Below are 15,834 nucleotides of genomic sequence, written 5' to 3'. Positions count from 1 at the left end.
TTATTTTAAAGGTTTAAAGAAGAAAGGTTCATAATCCGGCAGTATTTCTGGATGAAAAATATGAATTAAATCTTTTAAAACTAAATCTGGCCTACTTGGAGCCAATTCATAATATAATAAACCTCCAGTAGCACCAGTAGTGGCTGCAAATGAATAAATATTTTTTCTATTAAAAGCATCAAATTGTTGGTAATGTGCTGAGCTTTCTTGCATTTTTGAGTAAGATGTAAAGGCATCTGGAGCTATCCAAAAATCAGCATTTTTACCTTTTTCCAAAACATTTTCCCAACTTAATGACAAACTTCCTGTTTCCTTGGTGTCTTTATAAATATAATGTGCTTTAGCATCAGAAATAAATTGTGCAGCCCAGCTTTTCCCTCCTGGTACATACCATACATCTTTATAAATTGCCCCGCTCAAAACCGTGGGTGTGCTTGTGGCTTTTTGCGCCAATGATTTGGCTGAATTATAGGAGGTTTCAATCGATTTAAAAATAACATCCGCTTTTTTTTCAAGTCCAAAAAAGGGGCCAAAAAATTTAATCCATTCTGCTTTACCTAAAGGAGTTTCCTCGGTCCAATCTCCATTGTAAACAACAGGGATATTGGCGCGTTGTATGGTATTGTATGTTTTGTTTTGGCTATCAATACTAAACCCAATAACAAGATCTGGTTTTAGCGTTAAAAGCAATTCTGTATTAATAGATTCATTGTTTCCTAATTCTTTAACATGGCCATTTGTAATTAAGGCACGTGTTTTTTCGGACGAAATATATTTGGTGTCTGGAAAACCAATTAAACTGTTCTCAACTTCTAATGCTTCTAAGGCGGGAATATGCGTAGTTGAGGTGACTACTATATTTTCTACAGGCACAGTAATTATAGCATCATATTCATCTTTGTTTAATGTAATAAAAGCTGCTTTTTCCTTAGGGACAAGCGCATATGTGAATGACGTTTCAGCATTGGGCCATGGCGAGGAAATTTTAATAAGAGTAATGCCAGAATCTAATTTTTCTATAGTAAATCCTTTGGCATATTTTATGGCTACTTCACTCTTTATTTTATTTGCTGTAGAAGATTCTTCCAAACCTTTTGGTGCTTCTTTACAAGATAAAAATTGAAACAAGAAGGCTAGAAGTAGGCAATATTTCATAGGAATTAAAATATATGTAGATTTTATAAGAAATTTAAGTGCAAGGTAACAAAAGTCACATTTTTAATCAGTTTAGCGAACTATTTTTGCTAAAAGTTTTAGTATGCGAAGCAGTTCAAATGTAGTTATTTACATCATAGCAGCGGTAATAGCGCTCCATTTTATAGTTGGTGTGATTTGGTTGCTAATTAAATTGAATAAAAAAAAGTGAATTCTATATTGCTTTTTTATGCATAAATAATACCTTCGCCCGGAATTTAGGTTCGACTTAGTTTATCAGTAAATTAAGTTGATTAAAAGGGAATCTAGTGCAAATCTAGAGCTGTTCCCGCAACTGTAAGTTTAGCCAAATCGGCACTGATGTTTTAAAATCAGTTCGTAGTAGGCGGTTATCATTTCTTCAAAATACCACTGAGTTTAACTTGGGAAGGTGAATGATAGTACACAAGTCAGGAGACCTGCCAAATTCAAAAAAATAATGTTAAACTTTCGGGATAAAAGTTTACGTATGGGTACAGACATACTATTCTCCCGTTTATTCGAAAAATCGAAATGAACAAACAATTTTTAAGTTTATGTGCTATTACTTTAGCATGTACAAGTATTGCTGCGCAAGAGCAGCAAAAAGATTCAATGGTACTTCAAAAATTAAATGAAGTAGTGGTTACTGACTCCCGTTTTGAATTAAAACGTGAAAATTCTGGTAAAACAGTAATTAAAATTACTGCTGAAGAAATGCAAAGGAACCAAGGTAAAACGGTTGCCGAAATTATTACCACCAAAAGCGGTTTAGAAATTACAGGAAGTAGAGGTAGAGAAGGGGCCGTTCTAGGAGTTTATGCTCGTGGTGGCCGAGGAAAGCAGGTGTTAATTATTATCGATGGTGTGCGTGTGTCGGACCCTTCGTCATCATCATCAGAGTACGATTTAAGATTATTAAATGCGGCGAATATTGAATCTATCGAGATTATTAAAGGTGCTGCAAGTACACTTTATGGCACTAATGCGGCAACAGCAGTAATTAATATTACCACTATAAAAGCATCAAAACAGGCTATAGCAGGTAATTTTCAATCGAGTGTAGGAACCCAACAAACAGCAGAAAAGCAAGACTATAATGCTTCTGAATTCTCTAATACCGCTTTGGTATCTGGTACCTTGTCTAAATTTAATTATCAAGTTGGATTTTCCAATAGATATTCAAATGGATTATCGGATATTGTAACCACGGAGAATGAAAAAGATCCATTTTCTGAGTACAGCACGGATATAAAAATAGGGTATAATTTTTCTGAAAAATTTACCGTACAAATTTATGGGAATCAAACAAAACTTAGAACAGATTACGACGAATCTTATGGATTGTTTGATGCACCTTATCAATTTTTAAGCCAACAAGAAAGAGTAGGATTATCCTCTAAAATTGCCTATAATCCTAAAGGATCGCTTAATATTAATGCAGCATTTGCTCAGTATGATTCTGAAAATATTAGTGCATTCCCGTCTAATTTTGTTGGAAATAATTTTACTATTGATGTTTTTAATAAGTACGCCTTCAATGCTGAATTGTTCACCATATTGGGTGTTAATTATATTCAAGATGAATCTGAATTTACAGAACTTAAGAAAATAACCATTACAGATCCATACGCCAATCTTGTATATGTGTCGCCAATAGGTGTAAATCTTAATGTTGGAGCGCGTTTAAATACGAATTCTGAATACGGTTCAAAAGTAGTCTACAATATAAACCCGTCTTACGTGTATAAATTAGATGCTGGTTATGTAAAAGTATTGAGTTCTTATGCTACGTCGTATATAACCCCTGCACTCACGCAGTTATTTGGATTTTTTGGTGCTAATCCAGAACTACAGCCAGAAGAGAACAGAACTATAGAAGGAGGATTAGAATTTGCAACCAATACTTTAAGATTAAGTACCTTGTATTTTAACAGAAACGAAGAAAATCCTATTGTTTATGGGGCTAACGGGTATGAAAATGGCGAAGGTTTTATTGATGCGCAAGGATTAGAAATAGAATTAGATTGGCAAATGGCTACGGATTTTAATTGGAGCGCAAACTATACGTTTACAGAACGTAAAGGAGATAATGCGATTAGAATTCCCAAGCATAAAATAAACACTTCACTAGCATATAAAATTTCAGACAAAACTTTTTCATCAGTTAATTACTCTTATGTTGGAGAGCGTTTAGATACTGATTTTAATACATTTTCAGAGGTGCCATTAGAGGCTTTTTCTTTAGTAAATATTTATTTGAGTCATCAAATACTGTCAGAAAGGCTAAAGGTATTTTTGAATGTAGATAATTTGTTAAATGAAACGTATACCGAAGTCGTTGGGTTTACGACTCGTGGTCGAAATGTTAGAATAGGTTTAAATTTAAGCTTATAGCATAAACCAAAAAGGGTCGGCAATTAGCCGACCCTTTATTTTATAGTTTACATTTTTATTCGAAATTGAGTTTAATTTCTTTATCTAAATACATATTATCTTTTGTTGGTGTAAACATTTTAGAACTTGTCATTAATATAGTTGGAGAATTTACTGTGAAATCTCTTTTGCCTGAAACGCCAGTAATTTCTTCAATTGCTTTTGCTAATAATGGTTCATTTACATCACCTAAAACACTATAGTTTGTTAAATCCTCTGGTAATTCTACATCAGGTGTGAAACCCGCTGTGTAATCAGAAAAACCTGCAGCATTTTCATTACGTCCAACAATGGGTTGAATAGCCCAATTATTTTCTGAATTTATACTACTTTCTCTAGATTCAGTATATATAAATGGAGCTCCTGATCGATTAGGGTCGTCAACCATTGTGATTGAAAATTCATTTTTTCCTCTTGTAGTTGTTCCTATTAAGAAAACATCCATATATGGTCTTAATCCGTTAACTACTAATTCGCTAGCAGAGGCTGTGCTTGCACTAACAAGAACATAAACTTTAGAGAGATTTAAGGTGTTAATAGCAGTGCCATTTTCAGTAGTATTAGCAAAATAATCTTCAGAAGATAATTGACTATTTAATTTCGAGTTCCAAATTTGACGTAAAAATAGATTGGAAGTCGTGGTACCAAATATCATACTAGATAACAATCTTGCTGAATTTACAGAACCACCACCATTGTATCTAAAATCTAAAACTAAATCAGTTACTCCTGCGGCTTTTAGTTGCCCAAACGCTGCATTTAGTTCTTCATCATATTCATTTGTAAATTGGTTATACATTAAGTAACCAATTTTTTTTCCACCTGTTTCTATTGTTTTGGTTATGAAAACAGGATTTTCATTTAAACCTTCCTGTTTGGTTAAACTCACTTCTTTTCCATTTCTCGTAATGGTGGTTGCTGTAATATCAGCCATATTTAGAGTGTATGTATCATTAGAGCCGAAAAGTAGTTCGCTATAATTTTCAAGAGTTAATGTTATTCCATTCACCCCATTAAAAACTTCACCTCTAGAAATGTTTTTAGAGGCTGCGTCAGAATTTGGAATTACATACCGTACAATCCCAAAAATGCCTCTGCTCGCAGAATTAACCAAACCAAATTCTAAGCCATTACTTTTAGAAATGCCTGCAAATGAGTTTACTAATGTTTTATAGTCTTCTACTGCCCAGCTAAACCTGTCTTCGCTGTAGGTTAAGTTATCAAAAAAGATAAATGGATCAGTTTCCGATTTTAGAAAATCTGTGTATTCTTGATTCGTGCTGAACTTAGTGTCAGATAAATTTGGAACATCCGCTTGCCAGAAATACCAAAAGTTCATTGCTTTCCACATAAAATCTTGTACAACTATGTCTGCTTCTGGTTCAACAACTGGAACAAAATCATCATCATTATCTGTACACGAGCCTAAAAATAGGACGAGCGTTACTATTAAAAATAAATATTTTTTCATTTTTTGCAGAATTAGAACTTAAATTACAATTAAAAATTTAAAAAGTATAAAATTTTAAAAGCACTAATAAATTCATTTATTAGTGCTTTTTTCAAAATAAACTTAAAAGTTATTTGAAGATTTTTTTAGTGTCTTGCAACATAACATCTCTAAACGGTTTCATTTTATTGGAGCTTGTTATCGTTTTTATTTGTAGATTTTTAGGTGTTGTTAACAAATAAGATTTACCAGTTGTTCCATTAATTCTGTCCAAAGCTGCTGCAAGTAATGGCTCTGTTGGATTACCCAATTCACCTAAATTAATTAGGCTTTCTGGTATTTCTATATCTGGTACTAAACCAGTAGTAAACTCAGAAAACCCATCTGCATTTTCATTAGTACCTACTAGGGGTTGCATTGCGTATTTATGATTTCTATTTGCATCTGCAATAGAATTATCATTAAAAACGATATAGGGCAGACTTATAAAACTTCCATTGGTTAACTCTGCTTGTTGTCCTGGATTGTCTACTAAAGTAACCGAAAACTCGTTTTTACCAACGGTAACATCACCAACATGAACTACTTCAATATAAGGTTTTAAACTATTAATTAATAATTCACTAGCAGAAGCACTATCGTCTGTTGCGATTATAAAAACACGAGTCATACCTAAACTATTCAGAACGGCATTATTAACAGTATTTGTAAAATTATTATCTGAACTAAATAGTGCTTGCCATTTATCATTCCATTTTTCTCTTGAAAAAAGCTGACCAGTGAATTGTCCTGTAATCATACTACCCAAACGTATAGATGACTGCACAGATCCACCACGGTTATATCTTAAGTCGACCACCAATTCATCAATATTTGCATTTTTAAAAGTAAGAAACGCATCGTTCAACTGACTGTCAAAATTGCTTGTAAAACTGTTATACATGATGTAACCAACTTTTTTACCATTGGTCTCAATTACTTTTGAAATAAGAATTGGATTTTCAGTTAATTCTTGCTGAGTTAATGGAACATTTACGCCATTAGGTGTTGTAACATTATTTTCTATTGTGGACAAATTAAGTGTATATGAATCTGCATTCAGTAAATCTAAATTACTATTTGTTATAGAACCTGTTGCGTCAGTTTCAGCAAAAAGTTCAGTACCATTTACTGCATAAAAAATATCTCCTCTTTTAATGTCTTTAGAAGAGGCATCTGAACCATTTATAATATAGCGTACAACACCAATAACTCTATTTCCACCTTCTGGTGGTCTAACAAGGGTATATTCAACCCCAGAGGTTTTTGCAACACCTGCAAATGAATTAAATAGAATATCATAATCACTAACTATGGCACTGAAACGGTCTTTAGTCGTCTGCAAATTGGAGAAAAGAGTGCGAGATTCAGTAAATCCGTTTAAATAAGTGTAGAATTCGTTATTATCTGCAAAATTATTATCTGCCAAAACAGAAACTTCAGATTGCCATAAATACCAAGAATTCATACCTTTCCAAATAAATTCATTTACTTCATTATTTAGAACTACATCTGGGGTAATAATTTCTGGTTCCGCAGGGTCGTCTTTTTTACAGCCAGTAAAAATAAATAAGTAAGCCGATACCAATAATAAGGGGATTTTTTTCATAGTTTTTTCTTTAATTAGCGCACAAATTGTGCCAGAATATATAATCAAAACAAGACTGTTCTAAATATACGAGGGTTTTGTGTGTTTAGTTTTATTCTGCCTAATTTAAGGACAACATAACAAATAAAAAATTATTTGTAACAAAATTCGTTGTACATCGTCTTGCTTGTATAAACCACTTAAAATGGATTATAAACAACCCAACCAATAATGAAACAGGTAGAATTTTTAACTATAGTAATGCCATTTAAAGACAAGTTGTTTCGCTTGGCAAAACGATTGTTGGTGTCTACTGAGGAAGCTGAAGATGCTACACAAGAGGTGTTATTAAAATTATGGACAAAGAATAGCGCTTTTGAAAAGTATAATAATGTGGAAGCATTTGCAATGACAATGACTAAGAATTTTTGTTTGGACAGACTAAAATCTAAACAAGCAGGAAATTTAAAATTAGTACATAGTAATTATACAGATGATAGCAGCACGTCTTTACAAAAACAAGTTGAAGCAAATGATAGTGTTTCTTGGGTTGAAAAAATTATGGAAGAATTGCCCGAACAACAAAAATTAGTTTTACAATTACGAGATGTAGAAGAATATGATTTTGAAGAAATAGCAGAAATGTTAGATATGCAACCAACAGCGATTAGAGTTGCCTTATCAAGAGCAAGAAAAACAGTAAGAGAAAAGTTATTAGAAAAACATAGTTATGGAATTGGATAACATAGATAAATTAGTAGAGAAGTATTTTGAAGCAACAACAACGGTTGCCGAAGAAAAAGCTATAAAAGCTTACTTTGCAAATGAAGAAGTAGCTCCTCATTTAGAGAAGTACACTCCAATGTTTGCTCATTTTGCAAACACTAGAAAAGAAGAATACACCAAACCTTTGCCAATAAAAGCTAAAAGAAATAAGCCTATGTGGTTGAGTATTGCAGCAGCCGTGGTTTTACTTTTTGGAGTCTATTTTTTACAGCCTAAAAACGAAAGCTTAGAAAATGAATATACTCAAGAAGAAATAGCGGCAGCACAAGAAGCTTTTGAATTATTAGCATTAAATTTTAATAAAGGCAGTAAGCAAATTACATACTTAGGAGAATTCGAAAAAAACACTAACAAATTTTTAAAATAAAAAACAATGAAAAAGTCCCTTATATTAATTGCACTAATAGTGCTTCCTACTTTAGGTTTTAGCCAAGACATATTTGATAAATATGCCGAAAATAATGATGTTACTTATGTAGCTATGCAGCCAAAAATGTTTCAAATGTTGGCAAAAATGAGCATTAGTGGTGATGATCCAGAATCTAAAGATTTTTTCTCTTTAGTAAATTCTATCACTAGCTTTAAGGTGATTACAACCGAAAGTGCAGCAATATCAAAAGATTTAGATACGTGGGTGGCCAAGAAATTAAGTTCTGCTACCTACCAAGAGCTTATGCGAGTTCGTGATGGTGATTCTAATGTAAAATTTTATGTAAAAGAAGGTAAAGATTCAGATCATGTGAAAGAATTATTAATGCTAGTCACCGGTTTAAAAGATCGTAAAGAACTACAAGATGTAGATTTAAATGGTCATAAGGTAGAAACAGTATTATTATCCTTAACCGGAGATATTGATCTTAAGAAAATTGCCACATTAACCGAGAAAATGAATTTACCTGGCGGCAGTCAGTTAGGTAAGGCATCCAATAAAAAATAAATTAGTAATCAATCAATTAAAAATCATCAATCATGAAAACAATCAGTCTATTTTTAGTATTCGCAGTATTACCTTTTTTCGGAATTTCTCAATCTATCTTTGATAAATATGAAGACATGGATAAAGTATCTTCTGTAATCGTTAATAAAAGTATGATCGATTTTGTTAGCTCCATTGGAGTGGATAATGCCGATCAAGAAGCAAAAGAGTTTTTAGAAATTGCCAGTGGCTTAAAAAGTTTAAAAGTCTTTATGACAGAAGATAAAGCTACCGCAGTAGAAATGAGTGCCACAGTAAAAAAATATTTAAGCTCGTCTAAACTTGAAGAATTAATCCGAGTTAAGGATAAAGATGTAAATGTTAAGTTTTATGTTAGAGAAGGTCGAAATAAAGACCATGTTGAAGAGTTGCTTATGTTTGTTACAGGAATAGGTGCTATAAAAAACGATGTGAAAGGAAGAAACATTGAAACTGTTTTGTTGTCTATAACTGGAGATATTGACCTGAATAAAATTGGCACATTAACCAATAAGATGGACCTGCCAAAAGAGCTAAATAACGCTGGAAAAACTAAATAATATTAGATCAAAGCAAATGACTCGTAGTCATTTGCTTAATTTTTTTTAAAACCTATAAAAATGAAAAAATTAAAATATAGTTTACTGCTTGTGGTAACCCTTTTGTTTTTAGGCTGTTCGTCTACACAGAGTTTACAGGAGTATTATGTGGATAATGCTGAAAATCCTAATTTTATTTCGTTTGATTTACCTGCAAGTTTATTAAACCTTGAAAATGTAGATTTAACCGCAGATCAGAAAAAAGCATATTCCACTTTAAAAAAGCTAAATGTATTGGCATTTAAAAAAACAATGACCAATGTAGCGGAGTATACCAATGAAAAAGCGAAGGTAAAGGCAATTCTTAAAAACGACAAGTATGAAGAATTAATGAAGTTGAATACGCCTTATGGCAAAGGATCCATACAATTTCTTGGGGAAGACGATGCTATAGATGAGGTAATCATTTATGGTGACAATCAGGATAAAGGTTTTATGCTGGTTAGAGTTCTTGGCGATGATATGAATCCTGCTAATTTAATGCAGCTCATGCAAGCGTTAGAGAAATCTAATGTAGATGGTAAGCAATTAGAAGGATTAATGGGATTTTTTAAAGGATAATTCCTACACAACCTACATAAAACCTCCTGTATGAGCTTGCTCATACAGGAGGTTTTATTTTTAGTGTAAATTAAAAGCATAATAATTAGAGTGTTTTAAATCATTTCATTAAATTATCGCACCATTAACAATTTAAATTAAAAACACTATTTATTATGGAAAACGCAGATTTATGGATGCAAAAAGGTATTGATTTTGTAACAGACTATGGTCCTAAAATTATTGGAGCTATTGTTATTTACATCATTGGTTCTTGGATTATTAAAAAATTGGTCAAAGCTACAAGAACAGTTTTGAATAAAGGCGATTATGACGAGTCCTTAAAACGATTTTTATTGAATTTAATGTCATGGGGATTACGAATATTCTTAATCGTTATGGTGATTTCTAAGCTAGGAGTAGAAACAACAAGTTTTGCTGCAATTTTGGCTGCAGCAGGTTTAGCTATTGGTTTAGCAATGCAAGGCTCACTTTCTAATTTTGCTGGTGGCGTGTTGATTATGATTTTTAAGCCTTATAAAATTGGAGATCTAATTGAGGCACAAGGGGTTTTAGGAGCCGTAAAAGAAATTGAAATTTTCACGACCAAATTAATTACTCCTCAAAATAAATTAGCGATTGTACCCAATGGCACAATGGCAAATGGCAACATAATTAATTATACGGCCGAAGGAAAAATGAGAGTAGATACAGTGGTAGGTATTGGTTATGGTGAAGATATGAAGAAAGCCAAGGAGGTGCTTTTAGAAATGTTGGTTGCAAACCCTAAAGTATTGCAAGATCCTGCACCATCAGTAAATGTTATGGAATTAGCGGATAGTTCTGTAAACTTAGCGGTACGCCCATTTTGCAAGCCTGAAGATTATTGGGATGTTTATTTTGCTACGGTTGAAGGTTCCAAACTAGCCTTAGATAAAGCGAAAATTGAAATTCCTTATCCTCACGAAGTTCAAATTAATAAGTAAATAAGTTACTTTATTCAATAAAAAAAGACCGCAATTGCGGTCTTTTTACGTTTAATCATTTTAAAATTTATATTCCAGTATAATTACTCGGAGTAATAACTTTTAATTCTGCTTTAATAGCATCCGACACCTCAAGAGTATCAATAAAATTAGCTATTGAGGCTTGATTTATTTTTTCGTTAGTACGGGTTAATCCTTTTAAGGCTTCATAAGGATTTGGATAGCCTTCTCTTCTTAAAATGGTCTGAATCGCTTCCGCAACAACCGCCCAATTATTTTCTAAGTCTTGCTCAAACTTTTCTTTGTTAAGCAACAACTTACCCAATCCTTTTAAAGTAGACTGAAAAGCAATCATCGTATGTGCAAATGGCACACCAATATTACGTAAAACAGTGCTGTCTGTTAAATCACGTTGCAATCTCGACACTGGTAATTTTGCAGACAAATGTTCAAAAAGGGCATTTGCAATTCCTAAGTTACCTTCGGAATTTTCAAAATCAATAGGATTAACTTTATGAGGCATAGCAGATGAACCTACTTCTCCAGCTTTTATTTTTTGCTTAAAATAATCCATAGATACGTAAGTCCAGAAATCACGATCTAAATCTAGTATAATGGTGTTTATTCTTTTTAAAGTATCAAATAAAGCAGCCATATGATCGTAATGCTCAATTTGAGTAGTAGGGAATGAATGGTATAACCCCAATTTTTCTTGAACAAATTCTTGTCCAAATTCCTGCCAGTTTATTGTTGGGTAAGCAACTTTATGAGCGTTATAATTACCAGTTGCGCCACCAAATTTGGCTGCACTAGGGATATCATTAAGTAAATTAAATTGTTCTTTTAATCGCACTACGTATACTTGAATTTCTTTTCCTAGTCGGGTAGGGGAAGCAGGTTGCCCATGTGTTCTAGCCAACATTGGAATAGCTTTCCACTCAGATGCCAATGCTTCTAATTCTTCTAAAAGTGCAAAATATTGAGGCACATAAACATCATTCATTGCTTCTTTTAAAGAAAGTGGAATGGCCGTATTATTTATGTCTTGAGATGTTAAACCAAAATGAATAAACTCTTTGTAATCTTGAAGCTTTAATTCATCAAACTTCTTTTTAATGAAATATTCAACTGCTTTTACATCATGATTTGTAGTTTTTTCAATCTCCTTTATGGCAATGGCATCTTCCGATGAGAATTCTTCATATATTTTTCTCAAATCATCGAATAAACTGTTGTCAAAATTAGCAAGTTGAGGTAAAGGTATTTCGCATAATGAAATGAAATATTCTATTTCAACAAGAACCCTATATTTTATAAGTGCCTCTTCTGAAAAGTAATCTGCTAAAGCTTCTACTTTTTTTCTATAGCGACCATCTATTGGTGAAATCGCATTTAATTTATTTAATGACATAGTGTTATGAGTTGATTGGTAAATTTGAAGCTGCAAAGATAGGTATTCCAAAAGCAGTTAAAAAATGATGTGCAAAATTAATGCAAACCATGTTTTACTATTTTATTTTCTCCAAGGTTAATCGTGCTCGTGCCTTATATGCCGCACTGCCTTTGGCATAATTTTGTTCAAGTATAATTTTTAATTCAGGTAATATCCAGTCAAATTTTTTGCCTAAAAGTAATAAGCACGTCATGGAATAGGCTTGAGCCGCTACTTTTTGATCGGTAATAAGCCAATCAAAACAGGCGCTTGTTATTTTCTCTAAATGGCTATCTGTTATGGCCTTTTGAGTTGGATTTGGCAATTTTGAAAAATACGATGTTGTTAAGTATTCGCATATTTTGGCAATGGGTCTAACAGAAGGGTTTAATTTAACAGTATGCATTTTAGCAGTAAATTCGTCTAAATACGGAAATATAAAACTTAAATTTTCTTTTGCTGTAAATTCTAAAACCCAACATGCCCTTGAAGAAATTGGATCATTTACGGTAAAGGCGATTGCTAGTAAAGGAGCAATTAAATTAGGATTATTCGTAACCAAAGCAGCCATTTCCGCTCTTTTTTCTCGAGAGTGGTTTACGTAATTTAATGATTTATACAGGGCTTCTTTTCTCAAAGTCTGTTTACTTGTTTAATAATTCTACCAGTTTTGGCATTCCATTTACTGCAGTTTCTGGTATAATGGTGAGATTGTTAAAATCTCTTTGTGAAATATTTGGCTTTGGATCTATAAAATAAATTTCAGCACTTGGTTTAGCGTAGTTTATTAAACTGGCCGCCGGGTACACTTGCATAGAGGTGCCAACAATGATTAAAATATCGGCCTCTTGGGTAATTTCAATGGCTTTGTCAAATAAAGGTACTGCTTCACCAAACCAAACTATATGTGGTCTTAATTGATGCCCATTTATGCATTTGTCGCCTAGTTTTAGATCTTTTCGCCAATCTAAAATAATCGGAGCTCCAATTCTTGAAATTTTGGTGCTACGCACTTTTAACAGTTCACCGTGTAAATGAACAACGTTCGTGCTTCCTGCCCGTTCATGCAAATCATCTATATTTTGTGTAATAATAGCAAGAGGAAACTGCTTTTCTAATTCCGCAAGGGCAATGTGTGCTCTATTAGGCTGTACGGCTAATAATTGTTTGCGCCGTTGATTATAAAAATCTAAAACTAATTTAGGATTTTTTTCAAAACCTATGGGCGAAGCAACTTCCATAACATCATGACCTTCCCATAAACCATCAGCATCTCTAAATGTTTGTATTCCGCTTTCTGCGCTAATTCCAGCACCTGTTAAAACTACTATCTTTTTCATATCAACAATTCCTAAAGTATAAAAATATACAATTTTGAATTTTTATTATCTTCGATTTATGATTGATTTAGAACTTTTAGATTATTTAGAGGGTTTTATAACAGAAGAACGCAAGGAGCGTTTTAAAAACGTATTAGAAGAACGTACTAAAAGAATAACTGTTGCCATTGAAGATGTATATCAAATGCACAATACAAGTGCTGTGGTGCGTAGTTGTGATGTCTTTGGCATACAAGAAGCCCATTTAATAGAGAGTAGATTTGGCAAACGACTAGATGCACAAATTGCAATGGGCTCACAAAAATGGGTAGATGTTTTTAGATATCAAACCACCAGCGATTGCATACATCAATTAAAAGATCAAGGCTATAAAATAATAGCAACAACTCCGCATAATGATTCTTGCTTATTAAATGATTTTGAAATAGAGGGGAAAACAGCACTATTTTTTGGAACAGAAAAAGGTGGTTTGAGTAAGGAGGTACTGGATAAAGCAGACGGATTTTTAAAAATTCCGATGGTAGGTTTTACAGAAAGTTTAAATATATCGGTTTCAGCGGCAATTATTTTACAAGCCTTAACTAAAAAACTCAAAGAAGATGCTAATAACTGGCAACTAACTAGTGAAGAAAAATTAATGAAGCAACTAGATTGGACAAAAAAATCGATCAGAAGTATTGATGATGTTTTAGCTAGATATTACAAAGAGAAGTAATTTTTTTTTAGTATATTTAAATACAACCAATACCAAATGTATTATGTATATCGTACTTTATATTTTAGCAGGACTCCTATTTTTTATTTTAATTTTAGCCTTAATAGCACCAAAAACGTACAATGTTTCTAGAACTATAGAAGTTAATGCACCTAAAGCATTAGTTTTTGAATATGTTAAGTATTTAAAAAAGCAGGAGGAGTGGTCTCCTTGGGCTAAAAAAGATCCTGATATGAATCGAAAATTTACTGGTGTTGATGGGGAAGTTGGTGCTGTAAGCTATTGGAACGGTAATAAAGAGGTTGGCGAAGGCGAACAAGAAATTACCAAAATTGTGGATGGGGAAAGGGCAGAAGGGGAACTCCGATTCTTAAAGCCTTTTAAATCTACCTCCAATTGTTATGTAATCACGGAGACTGTTGATGAAAACAAAACCAATGTTACATGGGGTTTTTCAGGTAATAATAAATTTCCTATGTCTATATTTTCCATTTTTATGAGTATGGACAAAATGGTAGGAAAAGATTTTGAAGAAGGCTTAGCATCATTAAAAACACTTGTAGAAAAATAATAAATAAGATACGTATGGTTGGATGGTTTGAAATTCCTGTTGCTGATATGGCGAGAGCTGCTAAGTTTTACGAAAAAGTATTTAATGTATCCATTGCTCTAAATGATTTGGGTGAATTTAAAATGGGTTGGTTTCCGTATGATCCTGAAAAAGCTGTTGCTCCAGGTTCTTTAGTACAACACGAGCAATATATTCCCAGTACTACAAAAGGACCATTGTTGTACTTTTCATGCAAGGATCTTTCTGAAGAATTGAGTAGGGTTACGGCATCAGGAGGAAAAATTTTGCAAGAGAAAAAAGAGATTGGCGGCGGACATGGTTTTATGGCATTGTTTATAGATTCGGAAGGCAATAGAATAGCTTTGCATTCACAGCAATAATTAGATATAGAATATTGCAACTTCTGCTCTTGCAAAAAAGCGTAATGGGAGTACAGTAGTTCCAATTCCTTTAGAAACATACATTTTTATGGTATCTAATTGATACCATCCTTTTAAATAGTTTCCACTGCCACCAGGTGTATAGATTTTTAGTCCAAAAAATGTTATTTGACCCCCATGTGTATGTCCAGATAAAACCATAGGAATGTTTAATTGTTGTTTTAGGTTTAGTTTATCAATTATATCTGTATAACCAGGGCAATGATTTAATACAATAGTTTCTAAGGATTTATCAATTTTGCCAATAGCTTTTTCAAAATCAGGTTTTCCATGTAAAAAGTCATCAAGGCCAACAATGTTAATGGCTCTATTACCTTTTGAGAATACATGATTTTCATTTTTAAGTACCTTGCCGTTGTAGTCAGAAAATATTGTATTTAAGTCGTCAACGGTAGCTTTTGCGTCATATTCTTTGTTGCCTAGAATTACATATTTAGGTATATGCTTATCAATTAAATCTAAAAATTCTATTAGAATAGGATACGTATTTCTTCGAGAGATAGTATCGCCAGAAAAGGCTATGAAATCAGGTTTTTCTTTGTTAATTCTTTCAGCAATGGTGTGGTGAAAATATTTAATATCCTTTAAATGAAGGTCTGAAAGTTGAATTATTTTGACTTTATTTTTACTAGAATTTGATAAATCGAACTCGTTCCAATCAATAATATATTTTTCAAACCAATAGCTGTCTAAATACACTAATATAACTAGTGTGGTAGATAATATAAATAGCCTCTTAATAAATAACCTTCTATTAATTTTCATAAAAACAAGGTCAAATTTA

17 protein-coding genes and 1 riboswitch are annotated in these 15,834 nt (G+C 32.8%); of the genes, 10 read left to right on the top strand and 7 right to left on the bottom strand.

Annotated elements, in window-relative coordinates:
- Positions 1-1,155, bottom strand: a complete 1,155-nt coding sequence (locus tag B8963_RS15025) for an ABC transporter substrate-binding protein (protein WP_084063028.1) — start codon at positions 1,153-1,155, stop codon at positions 1-3.
- A 242-nt stretch (positions 1,156-1,397) separates the two neighbouring features.
- Positions 1,398-1,635, top strand: a riboswitch (cobalamin riboswitch).
- Between the two features lie 72 nt (positions 1,636-1,707).
- On the opposite strand from B8963_RS15025, the gene B8963_RS15020 reads away from it, so the two are divergent.
- Complete coding sequence (locus tag B8963_RS15020; RefSeq protein ID WP_084063027.1) at positions 1,708-3,570, top strand: TonB-dependent receptor plug domain-containing protein; 1,863 nt, start codon at positions 1,708-1,710, stop codon at positions 3,568-3,570.
- A 55-nt stretch (positions 3,571-3,625) separates the two neighbouring features.
- Here B8963_RS15020 and B8963_RS15015 read toward each other — a convergent pair whose 3' ends face one another.
- Together B8963_RS15015 and B8963_RS15010 are read right to left on the bottom strand one after the other, a co-directional pair.
- Entirely contained in the window at positions 3,626-5,080 is a 1,455-nt protein-coding gene (locus B8963_RS15015; protein ID WP_084063026.1) for a S41 family peptidase, read from the bottom strand.
- Positions 5,081-5,189: 109 nt separating this feature from the next.
- A complete protein-coding gene (locus B8963_RS15010) occupies positions 5,190-6,707 on the bottom strand; it encodes a S41 family peptidase (protein WP_084063025.1) in 1,518 nt (505 codons plus the stop codon).
- 210 nt (positions 6,708-6,917) lie between these two features.
- On the opposite strand from B8963_RS15010, the gene B8963_RS15005 reads away from it, so the two are divergent.
- From B8963_RS15005 to B8963_RS14980, 6 genes are all read left to right on the top strand, one after another.
- Entirely contained in the window at positions 6,918-7,430 is a 513-nt protein-coding gene (locus tag B8963_RS15005) for an RNA polymerase sigma factor (RefSeq protein WP_084063024.1), read from the top strand.
- Positions 7,417-7,839, top strand: a complete 423-nt coding sequence (locus tag B8963_RS15000) for a hypothetical protein (RefSeq protein ID WP_084063023.1) — start codon at positions 7,417-7,419, stop codon at positions 7,837-7,839. The genes B8963_RS15005 and B8963_RS15000 overlap by 14 nt, the downstream gene beginning before the upstream one ends.
- Before the next feature lie 6 nt (positions 7,840-7,845).
- A complete protein-coding gene (locus B8963_RS14995; RefSeq protein WP_084063022.1) occupies positions 7,846-8,409 on the top strand; it encodes a DUF4252 domain-containing protein in 564 nt (187 codons plus the stop codon).
- A gap of 32 nt (positions 8,410-8,441) precedes the next feature.
- Positions 8,442-8,987 carry a DUF4252 domain-containing protein gene (locus tag B8963_RS14990; protein ID WP_084063021.1) on the top strand — a complete coding sequence of 182 codons (546 nt, stop codon included), beginning with the start codon at positions 8,442-8,444 and terminating at the stop codon, positions 8,985-8,987.
- 60 nt (positions 8,988-9,047) lie between these two features.
- Entirely contained in the window at positions 9,048-9,587 is a 540-nt protein-coding gene (locus B8963_RS14985) for a DUF4252 domain-containing protein (RefSeq protein WP_084063020.1), read from the top strand.
- A 155-nt stretch (positions 9,588-9,742) separates the two neighbouring features.
- A complete protein-coding gene (locus tag B8963_RS14980; RefSeq protein ID WP_084063019.1) occupies positions 9,743-10,552 on the top strand; it encodes a mechanosensitive ion channel family protein in 810 nt (269 codons plus the stop codon).
- 67 nt (positions 10,553-10,619) lie between these two features.
- Here B8963_RS14980 and purB read toward each other — a convergent pair whose 3' ends face one another.
- The 3 genes from purB to B8963_RS14965 all read right to left on the bottom strand — a co-directional run bounded on the left by purB (position 10,620) and on the right by B8963_RS14965 (position 13,324).
- A complete protein-coding gene (gene purB / locus B8963_RS14975; protein ID WP_084063018.1) occupies positions 10,620-11,963 on the bottom strand; it encodes an adenylosuccinate lyase in 1,344 nt (447 codons plus the stop codon).
- A gap of 97 nt (positions 11,964-12,060) precedes the next feature.
- Complete coding sequence (locus tag B8963_RS14970) at positions 12,061-12,621, bottom strand: adenylosuccinate lyase (RefSeq protein ID WP_084063017.1); 561 nt, start codon at positions 12,619-12,621, stop codon at positions 12,061-12,063.
- Between the two features lie 7 nt (positions 12,622-12,628).
- Positions 12,629-13,324, bottom strand: a complete 696-nt coding sequence (locus B8963_RS14965) for an SIR2 family NAD-dependent protein deacylase (RefSeq protein WP_084063016.1) — start codon at positions 13,322-13,324, stop codon at positions 12,629-12,631.
- Between the two features lie 61 nt (positions 13,325-13,385).
- On the opposite strand from B8963_RS14965, the gene B8963_RS14960 reads away from it, so the two are divergent.
- Genes B8963_RS14960 through B8963_RS14950 form a run of 3 tightly spaced genes read left to right on the top strand, consistent with a single transcriptional unit; the run spans position 13,386 to position 14,990 of the window.
- On the top strand, positions 13,386-14,039 hold the full coding sequence (locus B8963_RS14960) for a TrmH family RNA methyltransferase (RefSeq protein ID WP_084063115.1): 654 nt from the start codon (positions 13,386-13,388) through the stop codon (positions 14,037-14,039).
- A 43-nt stretch (positions 14,040-14,082) separates the two neighbouring features.
- Positions 14,083-14,610, top strand: coding sequence for an SRPBCC family protein (locus B8963_RS14955; RefSeq protein ID WP_084063015.1), 528 nt, complete (start codon positions 14,083-14,085; stop codon positions 14,608-14,610).
- 14 nt (positions 14,611-14,624) lie between these two features.
- Complete coding sequence (locus B8963_RS14950; protein ID WP_084063014.1) at positions 14,625-14,990, top strand: VOC family protein; 366 nt, start codon at positions 14,625-14,627, stop codon at positions 14,988-14,990.
- Here the strand turns inward: B8963_RS14950 and B8963_RS14945 are convergent, their stop codons facing one another.
- Positions 14,991-15,815 (bottom strand): metallophosphoesterase, encoded by an 825-nt coding sequence (locus B8963_RS14945; protein WP_084063013.1) that lies wholly within the window; start codon positions 15,813-15,815, stop codon positions 14,991-14,993.
- Positions 15,816-15,834 lie beyond the last annotated feature (19 nt).

It is taken from the genome of Cellulophaga tyrosinoxydans (assembly GCF_900176415.1).
GTDB classification, from domain to species: Bacteria; Bacteroidota; Bacteroidia; order Flavobacteriales; family Flavobacteriaceae; genus Cellulophaga; species Cellulophaga tyrosinoxydans.
This window is presented reverse-complemented; position numbering and strand designations above follow the sequence as displayed.